This is a genomic window from Achromobacter xylosoxidans A8, assembly GCF_000165835.1.
Taxonomy (GTDB): domain Bacteria; phylum Pseudomonadota; class Gammaproteobacteria; order Burkholderiales; family Burkholderiaceae_B; genus Achromobacter; species Achromobacter xylosoxidans_B.
In genome coordinates, this window is record NC_014640.1 from 6515919 (window position 1) to 6533963 (window position 18045).

Sequence of the window (18045 nt, forward strand, 5' to 3'; positions counted from 1 at the left end):
AACATGGATGGCAAACACGGCAAACCGATGAACAAGATCAAGAATGTTCTTTTCATCATGTGCGACCAACTGCGCGCCGATTATCTTGGCTGCTATGGGCATCCCACCATAAAAACGCCGAACATCGACGCCCTGGCGGCCCAAGGGGTGAAGTTCACCCGTGCCTACTGCGCGGCGCCCACTTGCGGACCTTCGCGCATGTCGTTCTACACAGGGCGGTCCATGTTCAGCCATGGCGCCATCTGGAACTTCGTGCCGTTGTCCATCCGCGAACAGACCATCGGAGATTTTCTGCGCCCGCATGGCGTGCGCGTGGCGCTGGCGGGAAAAACCCATTTCGCGGCCGACATGGAGGCGATACGGCGTCTGGGCATTCCAGCGGCGGACGGCTCCGCGATACTTGAGGGCGGCTTCGAAGTCGTGGATCGCTACGAAGGGCACGCGGACCCCGGCGGCGATCATCCCTACATGCGTTTTCTCAGGAACGCGGGCTACGGCGGACCGAACCCATGGGACGAATTCGTGATGTCCGCAAGCGATGCAGCGGGCAGGCGCGTCAGCGGCTGGCAAATGCGCAACGTGCATTTGCCAGCGCGGGTCCGGGAGCAACACTCCGAGACCGCCTACACCACGGACGTGGCGATCGACTATATCCGGCGGCAGGACGACCAGCCCTGGTTCCTGCACCTTTCCTACATCAAGCCGCACTGGCCTTACCTGGCGCCCGCCCCGTACCACGATCTGTACGGCGTCGATGATTGCATTCCGACCGTCAAATCCGAAGCGGAGTTGATCAACCCTCACCCCGTCTACGCCGCCTATCTGAAGCACCGCGAGTCGGTGAACTTCGCACGCGACGAAGTCGCGGCACGAGTCAAGATTCCCTACATGGGACTGATCTCGCAAATCGACCATCATCTCGGCCGCTTGATGGCCACTTTGCGCGAAACCGGTCAGGACCGGAACACGCTCATCGTCTTCACGTCAGACCACGGCGATTATCTGGGCGATCATTGGCTGGGCGACAAGGACCTGTTCCACGAACCTTCGGTGCGCATCCCGATGATCGTGGTGGATCCTCACGACGATGCGTCGGCAAGCCGCGGCAGCGCTTCAGCCGCGCTGGTGGAATCCATAGACTTCCTGCCGACCGTCATGGATGCGCTGGCGCTGGAACGACCCAACCATTTACTGGAAGGCGATTCCCTGCTTGGCCACACCCGCGGCCGCGACCCAGGCTGGCGGAATGCTGCCATCAGCGAGATTGACTACGCCTATCGCGAAGCGCGCGTTGAGCTGGGCCAGGATCCCCGACGTTGCCGAGGCTACATGGTGCGCACCGAAAACTGGAAGTACATCTATTGGGACGGACACGCCGAGCAGCTGTTTGACATGACGCGCGATCCTGACGAATTGCGCGACGTCGCCGGCGACGAGGGATTGTCCCGCGTGCTGTCGGAACACAAGGAACGGCTCTTCGAATGGATGCGCACGCGCAAGCTCAGCGTAACCGTGCCCGACGAGAACATCGTGGTCTCCCGCCACACGATCGAGCCACGGCACGGTATCGAGATCGGCGTTTGGTAGCGGGACGCGCCACGCGCGTCCCGCATGCCGGCCTAGCCGGCGCGGCGCGCGGTCAGCCACTGCGCGGGCTTGAGCGCCTTTTCCACGATGCGGATCTCACCGATGCTGCCGAAGAAGCCGTCGGCGCGTTCGCCGTCCCACGAACCCGCACCGATGACCCAGGGCATGTCGGCGGCCAGCGTCGCCAGGCCAGGCGCGTTGCTGACGTTGCGCAATACCGGCGCGCCCTCGATATAGAGGATGGTCTCGTGCGTGTCAGCGTCGTTGACCACCGCGACATGGAACCATTTGTCCGCGATGATCTCGCCCGACCAGTTGGTCTTGCCGCCGCGCTCGCCCGCCACGGCCGGCACGACTTCCCACTGGATCTCACGTAGGCTGGACACGGCGAAGATCAGGGGCGGGGATTCCGGGTCGCCGCCCGTGAACCCGGCCAGGTCGCCGCGCTTGCCGTCGCGCGTCATCACGTTCATCCAGGCGTGCTTCTGCGCGCTCCAGTCCTTGTCGATCTTGAGGAAGGCCTCGATCGTGTAGCCGTTGGGCACCGTGGCGCTGTTGATCGCCGCGGCGGCATCGGTGGTGAAGTAGCTCATGCGCGCCGTGTTCTTGTCCGTGTTCAGGAAGCGCACCGAACCGGGCGCGGCGGACAGGAAGTGATGATCGTCCGACCACAGCAGGTCGCCTTCCTGCGCGCCCGCCACGCCGTCGATGTTGAGCGCCGCGCGGCGGACCGGGTTCAGGCCGGTCGCATCCGCAACGGTCTCTCCCACCTTGACGGGCTGCCCGGCCTTGCCGCCGAAGAAGCGCCAGTGCGCCAGCGTCCCCGCCACCAACGGATAGTCATTGCTGTCGGCGGCCGGCTTTTGCTCGATGGTCGCGGGATCCGTGTAGTTGGCCAGGATCAACGCCGTGGCCTGCTCGACCAGCGAGGTATGCGTGGGCGCCGCGGCCTTGAATGTCTTGTTGAAGCCGGAGAAGCGGCTGGCGAAGTCCATCTTGATGGTGAATTGCTCATTGGGCGCGGTCAGCACCGCCTGGTCGAACGCATTGAGCGTGTCCTTGGGCTTCTGCGGTACCCAGGGCGAGAACGACAGCACCCGGATCTCGTTGTTGCCGAGATCGAATTCGTACAGACGCATCAGGCCGTTGCCGCCCTGATAGGCCATCTGGTAGTCCACCACCATCTCCTCCACCGCGTGGCCATAGGCATTGGTCTTGGTCAGGCGGGTGGCGCCGTGGTAGTGGCCGTTGAGCGTCATGAAGATCTGATCGTTGTCGCGGATCAGCTTGTCCCACAACATCTTGCCGTAGGGCACTTCCAGCGGGCTGACACCGTCCTTGTCGATGTTCAACAACTGGTGGTTGACCAGGATGGCGGGCAACGTGGGGTTGGCGCGCAACACCTGATTGGCCCAGGCCAGCGCGTCATTCGACGCGCGCCAGGATAGCGACAGCACCAGGAACTTCTGCCCTTCGGCCTCGAACACGTGGTACTCATGGAAGCCGCTGGCATCGCGGCCGCCGAAGGTCGCTTGTTGCTTGGCCCGCGTGACGCTGAAGTGCTGCAGGTACGGTTCCTTGGCCAGATCGCGCTGCGCATCCGTGTTGGCCGACTGGCTGCTCTCGTCCACGTAATCTCGGTCAACGATCACGTCATGGTTGCCCGCCAGGATCGAATACGGCACCTTGCCGTCTTCCAGCACCTTCATCGCGGCGCTGGCCACCTTCCACTGATCGGGCTTGCCCTGCTGATCGACCACATCGCCCAGATGGACCAGGAACGGAATATTGAGCGCCTTGGCGTGCTCGGCCACCCAGCGCGTCTGCGCCTGGTAGGGCTCGCTGCCGTACTTGCGCATGAATTGCTGGTTTTCGGCGTCGGTGGCGTAGCGCGAATAGAACTGCGTATCCGGCAGCACCGCCAGCGCGAAGCTCGACACCAAGGCCGGCTGGGGCTTGCCCGTGCCGCCATCGCCGTCATCTTCATCGTCGTCATCGCCGCCGCCATTGCAGCCGCTAAGCAGGAAACTGCCGCCCATGGGCAACAGCGTCACGCCCAAGCCGGCGCGCAACAAACTGCGCCGCCGGTTGTCGGGCGCCAGCGGCAAGGCATCCGCCGCCTGCTCCCCGATCTGCGTGTCACCCTGGCCGTGCTTGCTGTCCTTCGTCATCTCTGCTGCCTGTTCAAAAAAGGCGGGAGTCTAGAGACGCGGAATGACGGCCCAATGACGATGTCTGCCACGCAAATGCAAAAAAGCCGGCAGCGCTTGCGCGATACCGGCTTTCAGCCAAAGGCGTCGGGAAACACCTTCATGAATTCGACCACATGAGTGGTCGGGGCGAGAGGATTCGAACCTCCGACTCCTGCGTCCCGAACGCAGTACTCTACCAGGCTGAGCTACGCCCCGAGTCTTACTACCTTACTGCTGATCTCGTTGCGCTCAGTGCAACCAAACCATTTTCGCTTTGACAGAACCGCTACGTTTCAGACTGCTGGGTTACCCCAGATTTTTCGCCTAATTCGCTTAGCGATCTCTATTCACCGCGAAAGCGCAGAATTCTAACAGAGAATTTAGAAAAGGGGAAATGGGGTAGCCAGAAAGTGCCTGGCGAGCCAGATCGGCCTCGGCGACTGCGGCCTGGCGGGCGTGCTCCAGGGCGTCGGTGGCCTGGATGGCGGCGGCCACGGCGGCGAAGTCGGCGTCGCCGGTCTTGATGGCGTCGCGGATCAATTGCTGCTGTTCCGGGGTGCCCACTTCCATCACGCGGATCAGCGGCAGCGTGGGCTTGCCCTCGCGCAGGTCGTCGCCCACGTTCTTGCCCAGGGCGGCGGCGTCGCCGCTGTAGTCCAGCACGTCGTCCACCAATTGGAAGGCGGTGCCCACGTGGCGGCCATAGGCGGCCGCAGCGGCTTCCTGTTCGGGAGTGGCGCCCGCCAGCACGGCGCCCACCTGGGCGGCGGCCTCGAACAGCTTGGCGGTCTTGTAGCGCACGACTTGCAGATAGCGTTCCTGGGAGACGTCCGGGTCGTGCACGTTCAGCAGCTGCAGCACCTCGCCCTCGGCGATCACCGTGGTGGCTTCGGACAGGATGCTCATGACGCGCATCGAGTTCGCTTCCACCATCATCTCGAAGGAGCGCGAATACAGGTAATCGCCCACCAGCACGCTGGCGGCGTTGCCGAAGACCGCGTTGGCGGTGTCGCGGCCGCGGCGCAGGTCGGATTCGTCGACCACGTCGTCGTGCAGCAGGGTGGCGGTATGGATGAACTCAACCACGGCGGCCAGCAACTGGTGGTGCGTGCCCTCGTAGCCCAGCGCGCGCGCCACCATCAGCACCATGGCCGGCCGCATGCGCTTGCCGCCCGCTCCAATGATGTAGTCGCCGATCGTGCGGATCAGGACCACTTCGGAATTCAGCCGCTCGCGGATGACCGCGTCGACGGCTTTCATATCGTCTGCAATGGGGGCAACAAGCTCGGGGAGATTCAAGACGTATCCGGGAGAGTGAAACGAGCCGTGACGCGGACGCGTGCCGGCTCTTACCGCTGGGCCCGCCGCAGAGGGCGGGGGATTCGACCAAGGATTATACGGGGAGTGACGGACGTGAGCCGTCACCCTGGCAGAATCGCCGACGGGGACGGCGCCCGGCGCGCCCTCCCCCTGCCCGGCGCCATCTTGCAGCGGATCAGGCCTCTTGCCGCAGCAGGCCGCGGGCGGCCAGATTGGCGTAGAGCGCGCGCGCCCCGAAGGTCCAGGGTTCGATCTCGGTGGCCAGCCGCACTTCGTTGACCAGCGCCCCCAGGCGTTCGGAGGCGATCACGACGCGGTCGCCCAGCTTGTGGGTGAAGCCGGTGCCCGGGCCCATGCGGTCCTGGGTGGGCGAGAACATGGTGCCCAGGAACAGCATGAAGCCGTCCGGATACTGGTGGTGCCTGCCGCAGGTCTGACGCACCAGATCCAGCGGGTCGCGGCTGATCTCGCGCATGTGGCTGACGCCGTCCAGCTCGAAGCCGTCCAGGCCCTCGATGCGCAGGGAGACGTCGGCCTGGCGCACGCTGTCCAGGGTGTAGCCGCCGTCGAACAGGCGGATGAAGGGTCCGATGGCGCAGGAACCGTTGTTGTCCTTGGCCTTGGTCAGCAGCAAGGCGCTGCGGCCTTCGATGTCGCGCAGGTTGACGTCGTTGCCCAGCGTGGCGCCGACGACTTCGCCGCGGCTGTCCACCGCCAGCACGATCTCGGGTTCGGGATTGTTCCAGCGGGATTCGGGCAGTACGCCGATCCGCGCGCCCGTGCCCACCGACGCCATGGGCGGCGCCTTGGAGAAGACCTCGGCGTCCGGGCCTATGCCAACCTCCAGGTACTGCGACCACTGGCCCCGCTCGGTCAGTTCGGCCTTCAGTTTGGCCGCTTCCGGCGAGCCCGGACGCAGGCGGGACAGGTCGGAGCCGATCAGGGCCTGCATGCGGACGCGGATTTCCTCGGCGCGGCTGGCGTCGCCGCCCGCTTCTTCCTCGATCATCCGTTCCAGCAGGCTGATGGCGAAGGTGACGCCCGCCGCCTTGACGGGTTGCAGGTCGCAGGGCGCCAACAGGCGCAGTCCGTCCTGGCCCGCCAGGCTGGCGGCCATCAGGGTCCGCACGTCGCCCAGCGACTCGCCGGTGGCGCTGGCCACCAACGCCACGCGGTCGGGGCGGTCCAGCAGGTCCGCCATGGTGGGCGTGACCCCCGTGATGTCGATCACCTCGCCCTGGCGGACCGCCACCACACTGGGGCCATTCACCGGCCCTGGCCGCCACACCCGCCCCACCAGCAACGCCTGCTCCAGGTCGGCAGGCAGCGCCTTTGCTTGATCCATGAGTCTCCCTCGCCTTGCTCGAATGATGTGCGGGGCAGTCTAGGAGAGTTCAATTATCATGTCCAACATCCTGAATTTATGTCCAATATATTGGACAATCAACATGGCTTCCGAGTACGACGTCCCCGCTATCCGCCGCACGCACGACATCCTGCGGGTGCTCGCCAGCCGCCGCGCGCCGGTCAAGGCATCGGAGCTGGCCGAATCCTGCCAGCTCGCCCGCAGCACGCTGTACTTGCTGCTGGATTGCCTGGAGCAACGCCGCTGGATCGAGCGCCGTGAAGGCGGCTACGTCATCGGCATCGAACTGATGGCGCTGGGCTACGCCTATCTGCGCCAGGACGGATTGCAAGCGGCATTCCAGGCCGCCGCTGGCGTCTTCGTGGCGCGGCACAACGAAGTGGTGCAGTTGGCGACGCTGGACGGATTCGATGTGGTTTATCTGGCGCGCGAGGATGCGCGCCGCCCGGTGCGGCTGGTGTCGGACCTGGGGCTGCGCCTGCCCGCGCACGCCTGCGCGCTGGGCAAGGCTTTGCTCGCCAGCCTGCCGCCGCAAGAGCTGGCCGCCTGCGTACCCGCGGTGTTGCCGCGTGTCACCGAGCGCAGCCTCGCCACCCGCGCCGCGCTCGACCAGGAGCTGGAACAGGTGCGTGGCACCGGACTGGCGCAGGACCTGGAGGAAGTGGCGACCGGCCTGGTCTGCTTTGCCGCCTACGTGGGCATGACACCGCTGGGCAAGCGGGTGGCCGTGAGCACCTCCATCCCTACCGACCGGCTGGACGACGCGCACCGCCGTGACGTGATCGACGGAATCCGGCTGGTGGCGCGCGACATCGCCCTGCGGGTGATCCCCGGCGCTTGAAGCGCGCACGCCACACCTAAGCCCTTAGCCTGCAACAGCTTTTTGACTTTCCGAAAGTCCCGGGCTAATATTCCGGATTCGGTCAGCAATGCCCGAATTACGTCGGTTGCATTTGCGTCACCCCTCTGGGTGCAGAGGTAGGCTTCAGACCCGGTCTAATCCGGTTTTGGATCTTCCTTAAGCATCAAGGCCTTTTTTCTTTCCGCCAGACTCTGGCGCCAGATGAAAAAAGTGTCCCGCCAGAGCGGCAGTCCCGCCCAGCAGGGCAGGCAGCGCGGATGAACCCATTTACCTATTTAAGGAACACCCCATGTACGCGGTCGTAAAAACCGGTGGCAAGCAGTATCGCGTTGCCGCTGGCGAAAAACTCAAGATAGAACAGATACCGGCAGACATTGGGCAAGAAATCACCCTGGACCAAGTGTTGTCCGTGGGCGAAGGCGACCAGCTGAAAGTTGGCACGCCCCTCGTCTCCGGCGCCGTGGTCAAGGCAACGGTTCTTGCGCAAGGCCGCCACGACAAGGTCAAGATCTTCAAGATGCGCCGTCGCAAGCACTATCAGAAGCGTCAGGGCCACCGTCAGAACTACACCGAAATCCGCATCGAAGCCATCACGGCTTAAGAAGCGACTCGGTACCACTTAGCAGGAGCTAAACATGGCACAGAAAAAGGGCGGCGGCTCTACGCGGAACGGACGCGACTCAGAATCGAAGCGTCTGGGCGTCAAGGCATTCGGCGGCGAATTGATTCCCGCTGGTTCGATCATCGTGCGTCAGCGCGGCACGCGCTTCCACGCTGGCGTGAACGTCGGCATGGGCAAGGATCACACCCTGTTCGCGCTGATCGACGGCAAGGTTCAATTCGGCTTCAAGGGCGCGTTGAACAAGCAGACCGTTTCGATCGTCGCTGCCGAGTAATCGGACAAGCACGGTCAGCAACGCGGTTCGCCGCGTTTCAGAACGGCAAAAGCCCTGTCGCATGCGGCAGGGCTTTTTTGTTTTAAGCTTTTTTGATTTCAGGCAGCAGCCGGAAGGTTCCGGCCCCTGCCTCCCGGCGGCGCCCGATGACGGGCGTGCGCCCCACTACTCACTACACGCGCGGACATTATGAAATTCGTAGACGAAGCCACCATCGAAGTCGTCGCCGGCAAAGGCGGCAATGGCGTGGCGAGCTTTCGCCGCGAAAAATTCATTCCCCGAGGCGGCCCGGACGGCGGCGACGGTGGACGCGGCGGCACCATCTTCGCGGTGGCCGACCGCAACATCAACACGCTGATCGACTACCGCTACGCGCGCCTGCACCGCGCCAAGAACGGCGAAAACGGCCGCGGCTCGGACCAGTACGGCGCGGCCGCTCCCGACATCACGCTGCGCGTGCCGGTGGGCACCATCATCCATGACGCCGAAACCGGCGAAGTCCTGTTCGACCTGAACCAGCACGAACAAAAAGTCGTGCTGGCCGCTGGCGGCCAGGGCGGCATGGGCAACATCCATTTCAAGTCCAGCGTAAACCGCGCACCGCGCCAGTGGACGCCCGGCAAGGAAGGCGAGCACCGCTACCTGCGCATGGAATTGAAGGTGCTGGCGGACGTAGGCCTACTCGGCCTGCCCAACGCCGGCAAGTCCACGCTGATCACCCGCATTTCCAATGCGAAGCCGAAGATCGCGGACTACCCCTTCACCACGCTGCACCCCAACCTGGGCGTGGTGCGCACCTCGCCGTCGCGCAGCTTCGTCGTGGCCGACATTCCCGGCCTGATCGAAGGCGCCTCCGAAGGCGCCGGCCTGGGCCACCTGTTCCTGCGCCACCTGGCGCGTACCCGCGTGCTGCTGCACCTGGTTGATGTGTCCACCCCGGATCCCGATGCGGATCCGGTCGAGCAAGCCGTGGTGGACGCGCGCGCCATCGTCGAGGAACTGCGCCGCTACGATCCGGAACTGGCCGCCAAGCCGCGCTGGCTGGTGCTGAACAAGCTGGACATGGTGCCCGATCCCGAGGACACCAAGCGCCGCTTCCTTGAACTGTACGACTGGAAGGGCCCGGTGTTCGGCATTTCCGGCCTGTCGGGCGAAGGCACGCAAGACCTGATCTACGCGCTGCAGGACTACCTGGACGCCGAGCGCGAAAAGGAATACCTGTCGCAAGACCAGGCCGAAGCCGACTATGTCGCGCCGGACCCGCGCTTCGACGACAAGCGCTCGACCGCCGACCAGCGGCCCGCGCCGCGCGGCGACGACGAATAAGCCATAATCGCAGTCCTTACGATTACGCCTTTTTTATCGCCGCAGCCGGCCGCCATCATGTCTGCTGAAACACCCGCCGTTTCCGTCGTCACCAACGCCCAGCGCCTCGTCGCCAAAGTCGGCTCGTCGCTGGTCACCAATGAAGGCCGCGGCCTGGACCGCGCCGCCGTGGCGCACTGGGCCGCGCAGATCGCCGCCCTGCACAAGCAGGGCAAGCAGATCGTGCTGGTCTCCAGCGGCGCCATCGCGGAAGGCATGGCGCGCCTGGGCTGGCGTAAACGTCCCTCGGTCATGCACGAACTGCAGGCCGCCGCGGCCGTGGGCCAGATGGGCCTGTGCCAGGCCTATGAGGCGGCTTTCGCCGAGTACGGCCTGCGCACCGCCCAGATCCTGCTGACCCACGAAGACCTGGCCGACCGCCACCGCTACCTGAACGCGCGCAGCACGCTGTTCGCGCTGCTGCGCCTGGGCGTGGTGCCGATCGTGAACGAAAACGACACGGTGGTCACCGACGAAATCCGGCTGGGCGACAACGACACCCTGGGCGCGCTGGTCACCAATTTGATCGAAGCCGACACGCTGATCATCCTGACGGACCAGCGCGGCCTGTATGACTCCGACCCGCGCAAGAATCCCGAGGCCAAGTTCATGTCGCACGCCCAGGCCGGCGACCCGGCGCTGGAAGCCATGGCTGGCGGCGCCGGCAGCGGCATCGGCACCGGTGGCATGCTGACCAAGGTGCTGGCGGCCAAGCGCGCGGCGCATAGCGGCGCGCATACCGTGATCGCGTCGGGCCACGAACGCAACGTGCTCACGCGCCTGGCCCAGGGCGAGTGCATCGGCAGCGAATTGCGCGCCGTGCTACCTGTGTGGTCCGCGCGCAAGCAATGGCTGGCCGACCACCTGCGCCTGCGCGGACGCGTGGTGCTGGACGACGGTGCCGTGCAGGCTCTACTGCGCGAAGGCAAGAGCTTGCTGCCCATCGGCGTGACCGAGGTGGACGGCGAGTTCGGCCGCGGCGATGTGGTCGCCTGCGTCGATGGTCAGGGCCGCGAATGCGCCCGGGGCCTGATCAACTACTCATCGGCCGATACCCGCCGCATCCTGCGCCAGCCTTCGTCGCAGATTGCGCGCATCCTGGGCAGCATGACCGAACCCGAGCTCATGCACCGAGACAACCTGGTAGTACTCTGAAGCCCTACCCTCTCGCGGCGCCCTCGGGCAGCAGGATGTAGCCCCATCCGCGCACCGCGAGCACGGGCAGGTCGATATTGAGACGGCGCGCCTTGCTGCGCAGCCGCGACAACAGCACATCCACCCGCCGCGCCCCATCCAGGGATTTGCGCGTGCCGGCGGGAAAGAAGCATTCCCGGCGCAGGCAGTAGCCCGGCGCGTTCAATAAGCGGACAAAAAAAGCGCGCTCCGTTACCGTCAACGGCAGGTACTCGCCAGCAGGCCCGGCCAGCGCGCCAGCGTGCGGGTCGAGCCGCCAAGGCAGGGCAACGGCCGGCGCGCGCCGGTGCAGATTGCGCAGCAGGGCATCCCATTCCAGCACGTCCCTGTCTGCGGACATACAGACGTCCGCGCCCGCATCCAGCGCGGCGATGCGGTCGGACGCGCTGGCCGCCGCAGCATGCCACAGCACCGCCGCGGCTGGCGCCGCACGACGCAACATGGCAATGAGAGCCGGCACGCCCTTGATACCTCCCAAAAGTACCAGGGCATCAGCCGCCTGGGCCTGCAAGTGTTCCAATACCCCGGCGGACGTATCGAAGACCCGGGCCTGCCAACGCAACAGACGCAAGGCCTCGGCGAAATCCTCGCCCGCCGTTTCGTCGAGCCGTACGACGAAGACGCTGCCTCGTTGCTCCATGCGCTCACCTTTGATAAATATCACTTAAGTAATATTTATAACCACCAAAGCGCGTGACCAGCAAGCTTCAATCGCCGGTGTGAAAACATTCTCAGACCGACTGAAGCATGCGCGCCTGCTGCGTGGCCACACGCAGAAGGATCTCGCCCGTCTGGCGCGCATTTCGCAAAGTGCCATCGGCAGCTACGAAAGCGACTTGCGGCATTCAAGCCGTTCGGCCCGCAAGCTGGCGCAAGTCCTGAAGATCGAGGTCGAATGGCTGGAAACCGGCAAAGGCCCCATGGAACTCCCCGTGGAAGGCTACGACCTCAGCAACACCCTGCCCGCACCTGGCGTGGCCGAACCCGCGCCGCGCCCCGGCGGCCGACCGCGCCCGATGGCGCCCTGGCCCTTCCCGAATATTTCGCCTTCGCAGTTCGAATCGCTCACGGCTGACGACCGTCTGATCCTCGAATCGATCACGCAGGCCTACATCGAAAAAACCATCCTGCTCCGCCGCGGAGCGAAGACGCGCGGCCGCAAGCCGGGTTGATCGCAGGCCATCTTTCCTGGCCCCTCCCGAGCACGCTTTCGCCACGCGCATGCCAGTGACAGAAATCGCGCGCTAGCCGCCCGATCTCCCGCTAAAGCACGTACATTCGTCGGCGCCTCTCCGCGCCGCCGCTGGCGGTCCTCCGTGCTGTTTCAACTACGCCATTGGCGTACAATGCGATCATGGTTTTCATCGAAACCAGCGTCTTTACCAGGCAAATCACATCCCTGCTCCCAGATGATGGCTATCGAGAATTGCAGCAAATGCTGCTGGAGGATCCAGCATGCGGCAATGTGATTCCTGGTGGAGGCGGAATTCGGAAGATGCGCTACGCTCGGCCGGGCATAGGCAAAAGCGGTGGGCTACGGGTGATCTATTACTGGCTCACCGATGACGACCAGATTCTGATGTTGCTGGCCTACCCCAAGAGCGTACGGGACAACTTGAGTCCAGCGGAAATCGCTGAACTGCGGGCGCTGGTAAAGGATCTGTGAAATGGACAAGCAGTTGTTCGCCGATTTGAAGGCAAGCCTCAAAGAGGCTGCAGCGATACGCAAGGGCGAAACACGCCCCTCGCGGGTATCCACGCTTGATCCTTTGGATGTAAAGCAGGTGCGCGAACAGACCAAGCTGTCTCAGGCCGAATTTGCGGCGGCGCTGCAGGTCAGCGTTCGCACTTTGCAAAACTGGGAGCAGAGACGCCGAGTGCCTACCGGCCCCGCCGCCGCGCTGCTGAAAGTCGTGGCCAACGCGCCTGAGATCGCAATACGCGCCTTGCATCGTTAGACGCATGGGGCCGTGCGAGACGTTGCCCCCTCCATCGCTCCTCGCGCGCGCATCGAGCGTGTCCGTAAAAAAGCCCGGCACAGTGAACTGACCCCCAGAAGTTGGATGATCAGAAGCTAAAGCCCGAAGGCCTGAGCTCGGTACTGCACCGGACTCAGGCCTTTTAGCTTGAGTTTGATGCGTTCGTGATTGTAATAACGGATGTACTGGCGGATGCCCGCCTGTAACTGCGCGACGTTTTCGAAGCGATTCAGGTGGAAGAATTCGGACTTCAACGTGCCAAAGAAGCTCTCCATGGCGGCGTTGTCCAGACAATTTCCCCTGCGCGACATGCTTTGGGTAAGCGACCGATCTGCCAGCATGCGGCGGTATTGGGGATGTTGATACTGCCAGCCCTGGTCTGAGTGCAGGATGGGGCTGTCGGTGGGCTTGAGCCGCGCCAGCGCTTTCTTCACCATGGTGCCAATAAGCTTGAACACTGGCCGTTGGCTGGTCTCATAGGCCACGATCTCACCGTTATACAGGTCCATGACCGGCGACAGATACAGCTTTTCGCCTCGTACCTTGAACTCGGTCACATCGGTAACCCACTTTTGGTTCGGCCGCTCAGCAACGAAGTCGCGCGCCAGCACGTTGGCCGCCACGTGATGCGACTGGCCTCGGTAAGAGCGGTACTTTTTGACTCGCACCAACGACTTCAGGCCCAGCCTCTGCATCAGCTTCTGTACCGTTTTGTGATTCACTAATTCCCCCGCCTGGCGTAACGCGGCCGTGATCCGGCGATAGCCGTAGCGGCCCTTGTGGCGTGCATAGACCGCACTGATGCGTGCCTTCAAATCAGCGTACTGATCGGCAGCGCCCTGCGCCTTCAGGTGATAGTAGAACGTGCTGCGCGACAGTTTGGCTGCGCGCAGCAACCGTTCCAGCGGATGCTTATGCCTCAATTCTTGGACCACTTGCGCTTTGCAACGAGCGCTTGGGTCTTTTCCGCTTCGATCAAGGCATCGAGCTTTTTTAGGTAGTCCAGCTCCGCTCGCAGGTTCGCGACCTCTTCGCGTAGCTCCTCCTCGGTCATGTCTTTGGGCACTGGCTCGGGGGGATACTTATGTGGCATGGCGCGTTGTCCTCTCGGCTGGGGCTCCAACGCCCCAATACCATGCTTATGATACTGAGCGCGCCATTGGCCTATCGAACCCGCTGACCGAATATCGTAGAGCGCGACCACCTCTCGGTCTGACAGCCCCTCCCGCTCGGCGTGCTTCAACACCCTCAGCTTGAACTGCGCGTCATAGTGACCGGACTTCTTGGCCAAGGCCGCGCGCCCATGGATCTGAAAACCCGACACCCAACGCCGCAGCATCGAGTAGTCGACCTGCAGTTCAGCAGCAATCAACTCAATACTGTGTTGCCCTGATAAACATTTCTTGACCGCGCGCAGCTTAAAGCGCTCGTCGTACTTCGTCATGTAAAAACCCCCGAAGGTTGGATCTACGTCCAACTTTCGGGGGTCAGTTCACAGGCCGGGCTTTTTTTCGCTTGCTTCGCTCAGGGCTTGGCAGCGGGCGCCGGGGCGGCGCCGCCAGCCGGCGGCGTGGCAGCGTCGCCGCGGATCTTGGCGGCGATTTCGGAGGCGGCCTGGGCCGAGGCCACGCCGAAGGCGAGGACGCCGCGGTTCAGCGGTTCGCCGATGAGCGGGGCGGCGACCAGTTCCTGGTCGATCACGAGCGCCAGCATGTTGCCGACGTTCTTGGTGCTGACGTCATTGAGCTTGCGGGCGCCGGCTTCCGAGAAGCGCAGGCCAACGAAGTTCTGACCTTGGCGGTCGACCAGCGCGGCGGCGTCGGTGAGGTCGGCGCGCGTCAGGACAGGCACGGACTGCATGTAAAGCTTGCCGTCGGGCAGCGCGATTTCGCGCATGCCGGCGCCGGGCTGCTTCTGCGCCAAATAGAAGTCCACGGAGGCCGCGGCGGCGGGCTTGGTCGTCTCTTGGCCAGCTTGCGGCGTGGCGGTGTCGCCAGACGTCTTAGTCGGGGCGGTCTTGCAACCCGCTAGCGCCAACGTCACGACTACCAGGGCGGGCGCCAATTTGCGTAGGGTCAGTTGCATGCTCGATTCCTTCTTAAGTGGACTAAGACCAGGCCACTTCTCCATGGCCGGTAATGGGAAAAGTGTACCGAACCTGAATGACAGTGTCGCCCCAGTCTGAATCCAATTGTAAAGCGGTAATACCAGCTTCGGCCTGCACCGGTCTTCGCGGCGCAGCAGCCGCGCGATTCGTCGGAACGCGCCCCAGCCTCTATACTTCGGTTTCGCGCAGGGGTACTCGTCCCGCCTACAGGGCAGGACGTGTTGAGAGAGTCCCTTCGTACCAGTACGGATAATGCCGATGCTGGGAGCCGTATTCCCGCCATGCGTCTTTGCGCGCGTGGCGGGAGTTCCTTCCCGATCGGCTCCAACCACTCGCTTGGAGCTTTCCATGAACGCCAATCCCAAATTCCTGGCCGCTACCGCCGAAGTCGACGCGGCGGCCGTCGCACCGCTGCCCAAATCCCGCCGCGTGTATGAAGTGGGCTCGCGCCCCGACATCCGCGTGCCGTTCCGCGAAATCGAACAGGACGACACGCCGACGATGTTCGGCGGCGAGAAGAACCCGCCCCTGACCGTCTATGACTGCAGCGGCCCCTACACCGACCCGGAAGCCAAGATCGACATCCGCCGCGGCCTGCCCGAACTGCGCCGCGGCTGGATCGAAGAGCGCGGCGATACGGAAGTGCTGTCCGGCCCCACCAGCGACTACGGCAAGGAACGCCTGACCGATCCCAAGCTGACGGCCATGCGCTTCGACCTGCAACGTCCGCCGCGCCGTGCCAAGTCCGGCGCCAACGTCTCGCAGATGCACTACGCCCGCCGCGGCATCATCACGCCGGAAATGGAATACGTGGCGATCCGCGAAAGCCTGCGCCGCGAGCACTATCTGCAGACGCTGCGCGACAGCGGCCCCGATGGCGAAAAGATGGTCAAGCGCCTGCTGCGCCAGCACCCGGGCCAATCGTTCGGCGCCGCCATTCCCGCCGCCATCACGCCCGAGTTCGTGCGCGACGAGATCGCGCGCGGCCGCGCCATCATTCCGGCCAACATCAACCACCCGGAAGTGGAGCCGATGGCCATCGGCCGCAATTTCCTGGTGAAGATCAACGCCAACATCGGCAACTCGGCAGTCAGCTCTGGCATCGGTGAAGAGGTGGAAAAGATGACGTGGGCGATCCGCTGGGGCGGCGACACGGTCATGGACTTGTCCACCGGCAAGCACATCCACGAAACGCGCGAATGGATCATCCGCAACTCGCCCGTGCCGATCGGCACCGTGCCGATCTATCAGGCGCTGGAGAAAGTCGACGGCAAGGCCGAGGACCTGACCTGGGAGATCTTCCGCGACACGCTGATCGAGCAGGCCGAACAAGGCGTGGACTACTTCACCATCCACGCGGGCGTGCGCCTGCCGTTCATCCCGATGACGGCCGACCGCATGACCGGCATCGTCTCGCGCGGCGGTTCGATCATGGCGAAATGGTGTCTGGCGCATCATAAGGAAAGCTTCCTGTACGAGCGCTTCGAGGAAATCTGCGAAATCATGAAGGCCTACGACGTCAGCTTCTCGCTGGGCGACGGCCTGCGCCCGGGTTCGGGCTACGACGCCAACGACGAGGCGCAATTTGCCGAGCTCAAGACGCTGGGCGAGCTGACGCAGGTGGCGTGGAAGCATGATGTGCAGGTCATGATCGAAGGCCCGGGCCACGTGCCGATGCAGATGATCAAGGAGAACATGGAGCTGCAGCTGGAACACTGCCATGAGGCGCCGTTCTACACGCTGGGCCCCCTGACCACCGACATCGCGCCGGGCTACGACCACATCACTTCCGGCATCGGCGCGGCGCTGATCGGCTGGTACGGCACGGCAATGCTCTGTTATGTGACGCCGAAGGAGCATCTGGGCCTGCCGAACAAGAAGGACGTGAAGGACGGCATCATCACGTACAAGATCGCAGCCCACGCGGCGGACCTGGCCAAGGGCCACCCGGGCGCGGCGATCCGCGACAACGCGCTGTCCAAGGCGCGCTTCGAGTTCCGCTGGGACGACCAGTTCAACCTGGGGCTGGATCCGGACACCGCGAAGGAATTCCACGACGAAACGCTGCCTAAGGACTCGATGAAAGTGGCGCACTTCTGCTCGATGTGCGGACCGCATTTCTGCTCAATGAAGATCACCCAGGACGTACGGGATTATGCGGCGGCTCAGGGGGTTAGCGAGAAGGATGCGTTGCAGAAGGGGATGGAGGAGAAGTCGATTGAGTTCGTTAAGAAAGGGGCCGAGGTTTATCATCGGCAGTGATTTCGACCTTGTGACGGGTGTTGGTTCTTAAGACGCCTGTCGCGTCGGGGGCCTGCCATGGGCGGGGCAACGATTGCGGTCCGGAGCCTTCGCTCCGGACTGCCCCATCGTCATCCTCGTCCTCGCCTTCGGCGACTCCTACGGATTCCCTCGGGCTTATCGACGCCCCGCCCATGGCAGACCCCCGACGCGACAGGCTCTGCTATTGAATCTTCACGGGCGCGGGGCCGAGCAGTGTGCTTGGCATTCTCGCCACCGGTGGGGGTGGGCGAGGATCTTGCAGGGCCCGCCCCCGGCCGGCCGCGCGGGCGGCCTTTGGGGGCTTACGCGGTGTCTGGCGTCATGTGATGACGCTGCGCGCGGATGATGATCGCGTCGAATGGATGAAGTGAGTACGGGTATGCCCATAAGCTGCGGCACATGTCGCACGTACTCCAACATCGACGCATGCCGATCATGATGCGATGCTGGAAATTCGTCATTTCAACCCCGCCGCCGGATGGGCGGCGCGCGCGAGAGGATCTGTGTGCGCAAGCCACTATCCATCGCGCGCCGCCCATCACCGCCCCTCCCCCAAAGCGGCGACAACCACTAGCAAACGACCCGTTGCATTCGCGCCAGCGCAACCCTCATGGCGCACGCAACCGCGTATGCCGATTGCGGCCGCCCGGGCGGCCGTAATCGGCGGGCCCCGCAAAACTCGCAACCGACCACGGCTCTAGCAGCGCATCAAGCCGAGACGCGGGTAGCACGGCTGCGCGGGCGGCATGGCGGCGAGCAACCTCGATGCGCCCGAGGGAATCTGAAGGAACCGCCGAAGGCGGTGACGAAGATGACGAAGGGGCAGTCCGGAGCGAAGGCTCCGGACCGCAATCGTGGGCGCTCGCCGCCATGCCGCCCGCGCCGCCGTGCGGC

The 18045-nt window shown here is 64.0% G+C and carries 16 protein-coding genes and 1 tRNA gene; 10 read left to right on the forward strand and 7 right to left on the reverse strand.

Annotated features, from left to right (window positions below; translation table 11 throughout):
- Positions 1-3: 3 nt before the first annotated feature.
- A complete protein-coding gene (locus tag AXYL_RS29940; RefSeq protein WP_013396637.1) occupies positions 4-1587 on the forward strand; it encodes a sulfatase-like hydrolase/transferase in 1584 nt (527 codons plus the stop codon).
- A gap of 32 nt (positions 1588-1619) precedes the next feature.
- On the opposite strand, the gene AXYL_RS29945 is transcribed toward AXYL_RS29940, so the two are convergent.
- From AXYL_RS29945 to AXYL_RS29960, 4 genes are all read right to left on the reverse strand, one after another.
- The gene (locus tag AXYL_RS29945) at positions 1620-3758 is read right to left on the reverse strand and encodes a LamG-like jellyroll fold domain-containing protein (protein WP_013396638.1); all 2139 of its coding nucleotides are present in this window, start codon (positions 3756-3758) and stop codon (positions 1620-1622) included.
- A gap of 160 nt (positions 3759-3918) precedes the next feature.
- Positions 3919-3995, reverse strand: a tRNA-Pro gene (locus AXYL_RS29950).
- 117 nt (positions 3996-4112) lie between these two features.
- Complete coding sequence (gene ispB, locus AXYL_RS29955; protein ID WP_041654444.1) at positions 4113-5078, reverse strand: octaprenyl diphosphate synthase; 966 nt, start codon at positions 5076-5078, stop codon at positions 4113-4115.
- 196 nt (positions 5079-5274) lie between these two features.
- Positions 5275-6444, reverse strand: a complete 1170-nt coding sequence (locus AXYL_RS29960) for a fumarylacetoacetate hydrolase family protein (RefSeq protein WP_013396640.1) — start codon at positions 6442-6444, stop codon at positions 5275-5277.
- A gap of 103 nt (positions 6445-6547) precedes the next feature.
- Here AXYL_RS29960 and AXYL_RS29965 point away from each other — a divergent pair, with 103 nt between their 5' ends.
- The 5 genes from AXYL_RS29965 (at position 6548) to proB (ending at position 10743) form a co-directional block, all read left to right on the forward strand.
- Entirely contained in the window at positions 6548-7306 is a 759-nt protein-coding gene (locus AXYL_RS29965; protein WP_041654445.1) for an IclR family transcriptional regulator, read from the forward strand.
- A 310-nt stretch (positions 7307-7616) separates the two neighbouring features.
- Positions 7617-7928: a 50S ribosomal protein L21 gene (rplU, locus tag AXYL_RS29970; RefSeq protein WP_006216228.1), complete on the forward strand. Its 312-nt coding sequence runs from the start codon at positions 7617-7619 to the stop codon at positions 7926-7928.
- A 34-nt stretch (positions 7929-7962) separates the two neighbouring features.
- Positions 7963-8223 carry a 50S ribosomal protein L27 gene (gene rpmA, locus AXYL_RS29975; protein WP_006216229.1) on the forward strand — a complete coding sequence of 87 codons (261 nt, stop codon included), beginning with the start codon at positions 7963-7965 and terminating at the stop codon, positions 8221-8223.
- A gap of 189 nt (positions 8224-8412) precedes the next feature.
- Positions 8413-9549, forward strand: coding sequence for a GTPase ObgE (gene obgE / locus AXYL_RS29980; RefSeq protein WP_013396642.1), 1137 nt, complete (start codon positions 8413-8415; stop codon positions 9547-9549).
- Between the two features lie 57 nt (positions 9550-9606).
- Positions 9607-10743, forward strand: a complete 1137-nt coding sequence (proB, locus tag AXYL_RS29985; protein ID WP_013396643.1) for a glutamate 5-kinase — start codon at positions 9607-9609, stop codon at positions 10741-10743.
- A 4-nt stretch (positions 10744-10747) separates the two neighbouring features.
- Here the strand turns inward: proB and AXYL_RS29990 are convergent, their stop codons facing one another.
- Entirely contained in the window at positions 10748-11422 is a 675-nt protein-coding gene (locus AXYL_RS29990; protein ID WP_013396644.1) for a transcriptional regulator, read from the reverse strand.
- 79 nt (positions 11423-11501) lie between these two features.
- Between AXYL_RS29990 and AXYL_RS29995 the strand changes: the two genes are divergently transcribed.
- The 3 genes from AXYL_RS29995 to nadS all read left to right on the forward strand — a co-directional run bounded on the left by AXYL_RS29995 (position 11502) and on the right by nadS (position 12740).
- On the forward strand, positions 11502-11954 hold the full coding sequence (locus tag AXYL_RS29995; RefSeq protein WP_013396645.1) for a helix-turn-helix domain-containing protein: 453 nt from the start codon (positions 11502-11504) through the stop codon (positions 11952-11954).
- A 182-nt stretch (positions 11955-12136) separates the two neighbouring features.
- The gene (locus tag AXYL_RS30000) at positions 12137-12448 is read left to right on the forward strand and encodes a type II toxin-antitoxin system RelE/ParE family toxin (RefSeq protein ID WP_013396646.1); all 312 of its coding nucleotides are present in this window, start codon (positions 12137-12139) and stop codon (positions 12446-12448) included.
- A 1-nt stretch (position 12449) separates the two neighbouring features.
- Positions 12450-12740, forward strand: a complete 291-nt coding sequence (nadS, locus tag AXYL_RS30005; RefSeq protein ID WP_013396647.1) for a NadS family protein — start codon at positions 12450-12452, stop codon at positions 12738-12740.
- Between the two features lie 116 nt (positions 12741-12856).
- Here the strand turns inward: nadS and AXYL_RS34500 are convergent.
- Together AXYL_RS34500 and AXYL_RS30020 are read right to left on the reverse strand one after the other, a co-directional pair.
- Positions 12857-14205 (reverse strand): IS3 family transposase gene (locus tag AXYL_RS34500; RefSeq protein WP_413772863.1). Its coding sequence is split into 2 segments (ribosomal slippage): positions 12857-13735 and positions 13738-14205, totalling 1347 coding nucleotides; the frame shifts between segments, so codons are not numbered across the junction.
- Positions 14206-14285: 80 nt separating this feature from the next.
- Complete coding sequence (locus AXYL_RS30020) at positions 14286-14846, reverse strand: SecDF P1 head subdomain-containing protein (protein WP_013396648.1); 561 nt, start codon at positions 14844-14846, stop codon at positions 14286-14288.
- A gap of 370 nt (positions 14847-15216) precedes the next feature.
- Here AXYL_RS30020 and thiC point away from each other — a divergent pair, with 370 nt between their 5' ends.
- Positions 15217-17130 (forward strand): phosphomethylpyrimidine synthase ThiC, encoded by a 1914-nt coding sequence (gene thiC / locus AXYL_RS30025; protein WP_013396649.1) that lies wholly within the window; start codon positions 15217-15219, stop codon positions 17128-17130.
- The last annotated feature ends 915 nt before the right edge of the window (positions 17131-18045 follow it).

Excerpts from the sequence above, each read along its gene's own strand:
- AXYL_RS29940 (WP_013396637.1), top strand. The coding sequence starts at position 4 with ATGGATGGCAAACACGGCAAACCGATGAACAAGATCAAGAATGTTCTT.
- AXYL_RS29945 (WP_013396638.1), bottom strand. The coding sequence starts at position 3,758 with ATGACGAAGGACAGCAAGCACGGCCAGGGTGACACGCAGATCGGGGAG.
- AXYL_RS29960 (WP_013396640.1), bottom strand. The coding sequence starts at position 6,444 with ATGGATCAAGCAAAGGCGCTGCCTGCCGACCTGGAGCAGGCGTTGCTG.
- AXYL_RS29965 (WP_041654445.1), top strand. The coding sequence starts at position 6,548 with ATGGCTTCCGAGTACGACGTCCCCGCTATCCGCCGCACGCACGACATC.
- rplU (WP_006216228.1), top strand. The coding sequence starts at position 7,617 with ATGTACGCGGTCGTAAAAACCGGTGGCAAGCAGTATCGCGTTGCCGCT.
- rpmA (WP_006216229.1), top strand. The coding sequence starts at position 7,963 with ATGGCACAGAAAAAGGGCGGCGGCTCTACGCGGAACGGACGCGACTCA.
- obgE (WP_013396642.1), top strand. The coding sequence starts at position 8,413 with ATGAAATTCGTAGACGAAGCCACCATCGAAGTCGTCGCCGGCAAAGGC.
- proB (WP_013396643.1), top strand. The coding sequence starts at position 9,607 with ATGTCTGCTGAAACACCCGCCGTTTCCGTCGTCACCAACGCCCAGCGC.
- AXYL_RS29990 (WP_013396644.1), bottom strand. The coding sequence starts at position 11,422 with ATGGAGCAACGAGGCAGCGTCTTCGTCGTACGGCTCGACGAAACGGCG.
- AXYL_RS30000 (WP_013396646.1), top strand. The coding sequence starts at position 12,137 with ATGGTTTTCATCGAAACCAGCGTCTTTACCAGGCAAATCACATCCCTG.
- nadS (WP_013396647.1), top strand. The coding sequence starts at position 12,450 with ATGGACAAGCAGTTGTTCGCCGATTTGAAGGCAAGCCTCAAAGAGGCT.
- AXYL_RS30020 (WP_013396648.1), bottom strand. The coding sequence starts at position 14,846 with ATGCAACTGACCCTACGCAAATTGGCGCCCGCCCTGGTAGTCGTGACG.
- thiC (WP_013396649.1), top strand. The coding sequence starts at position 15,217 with ATGAACGCCAATCCCAAATTCCTGGCCGCTACCGCCGAAGTCGACGCG.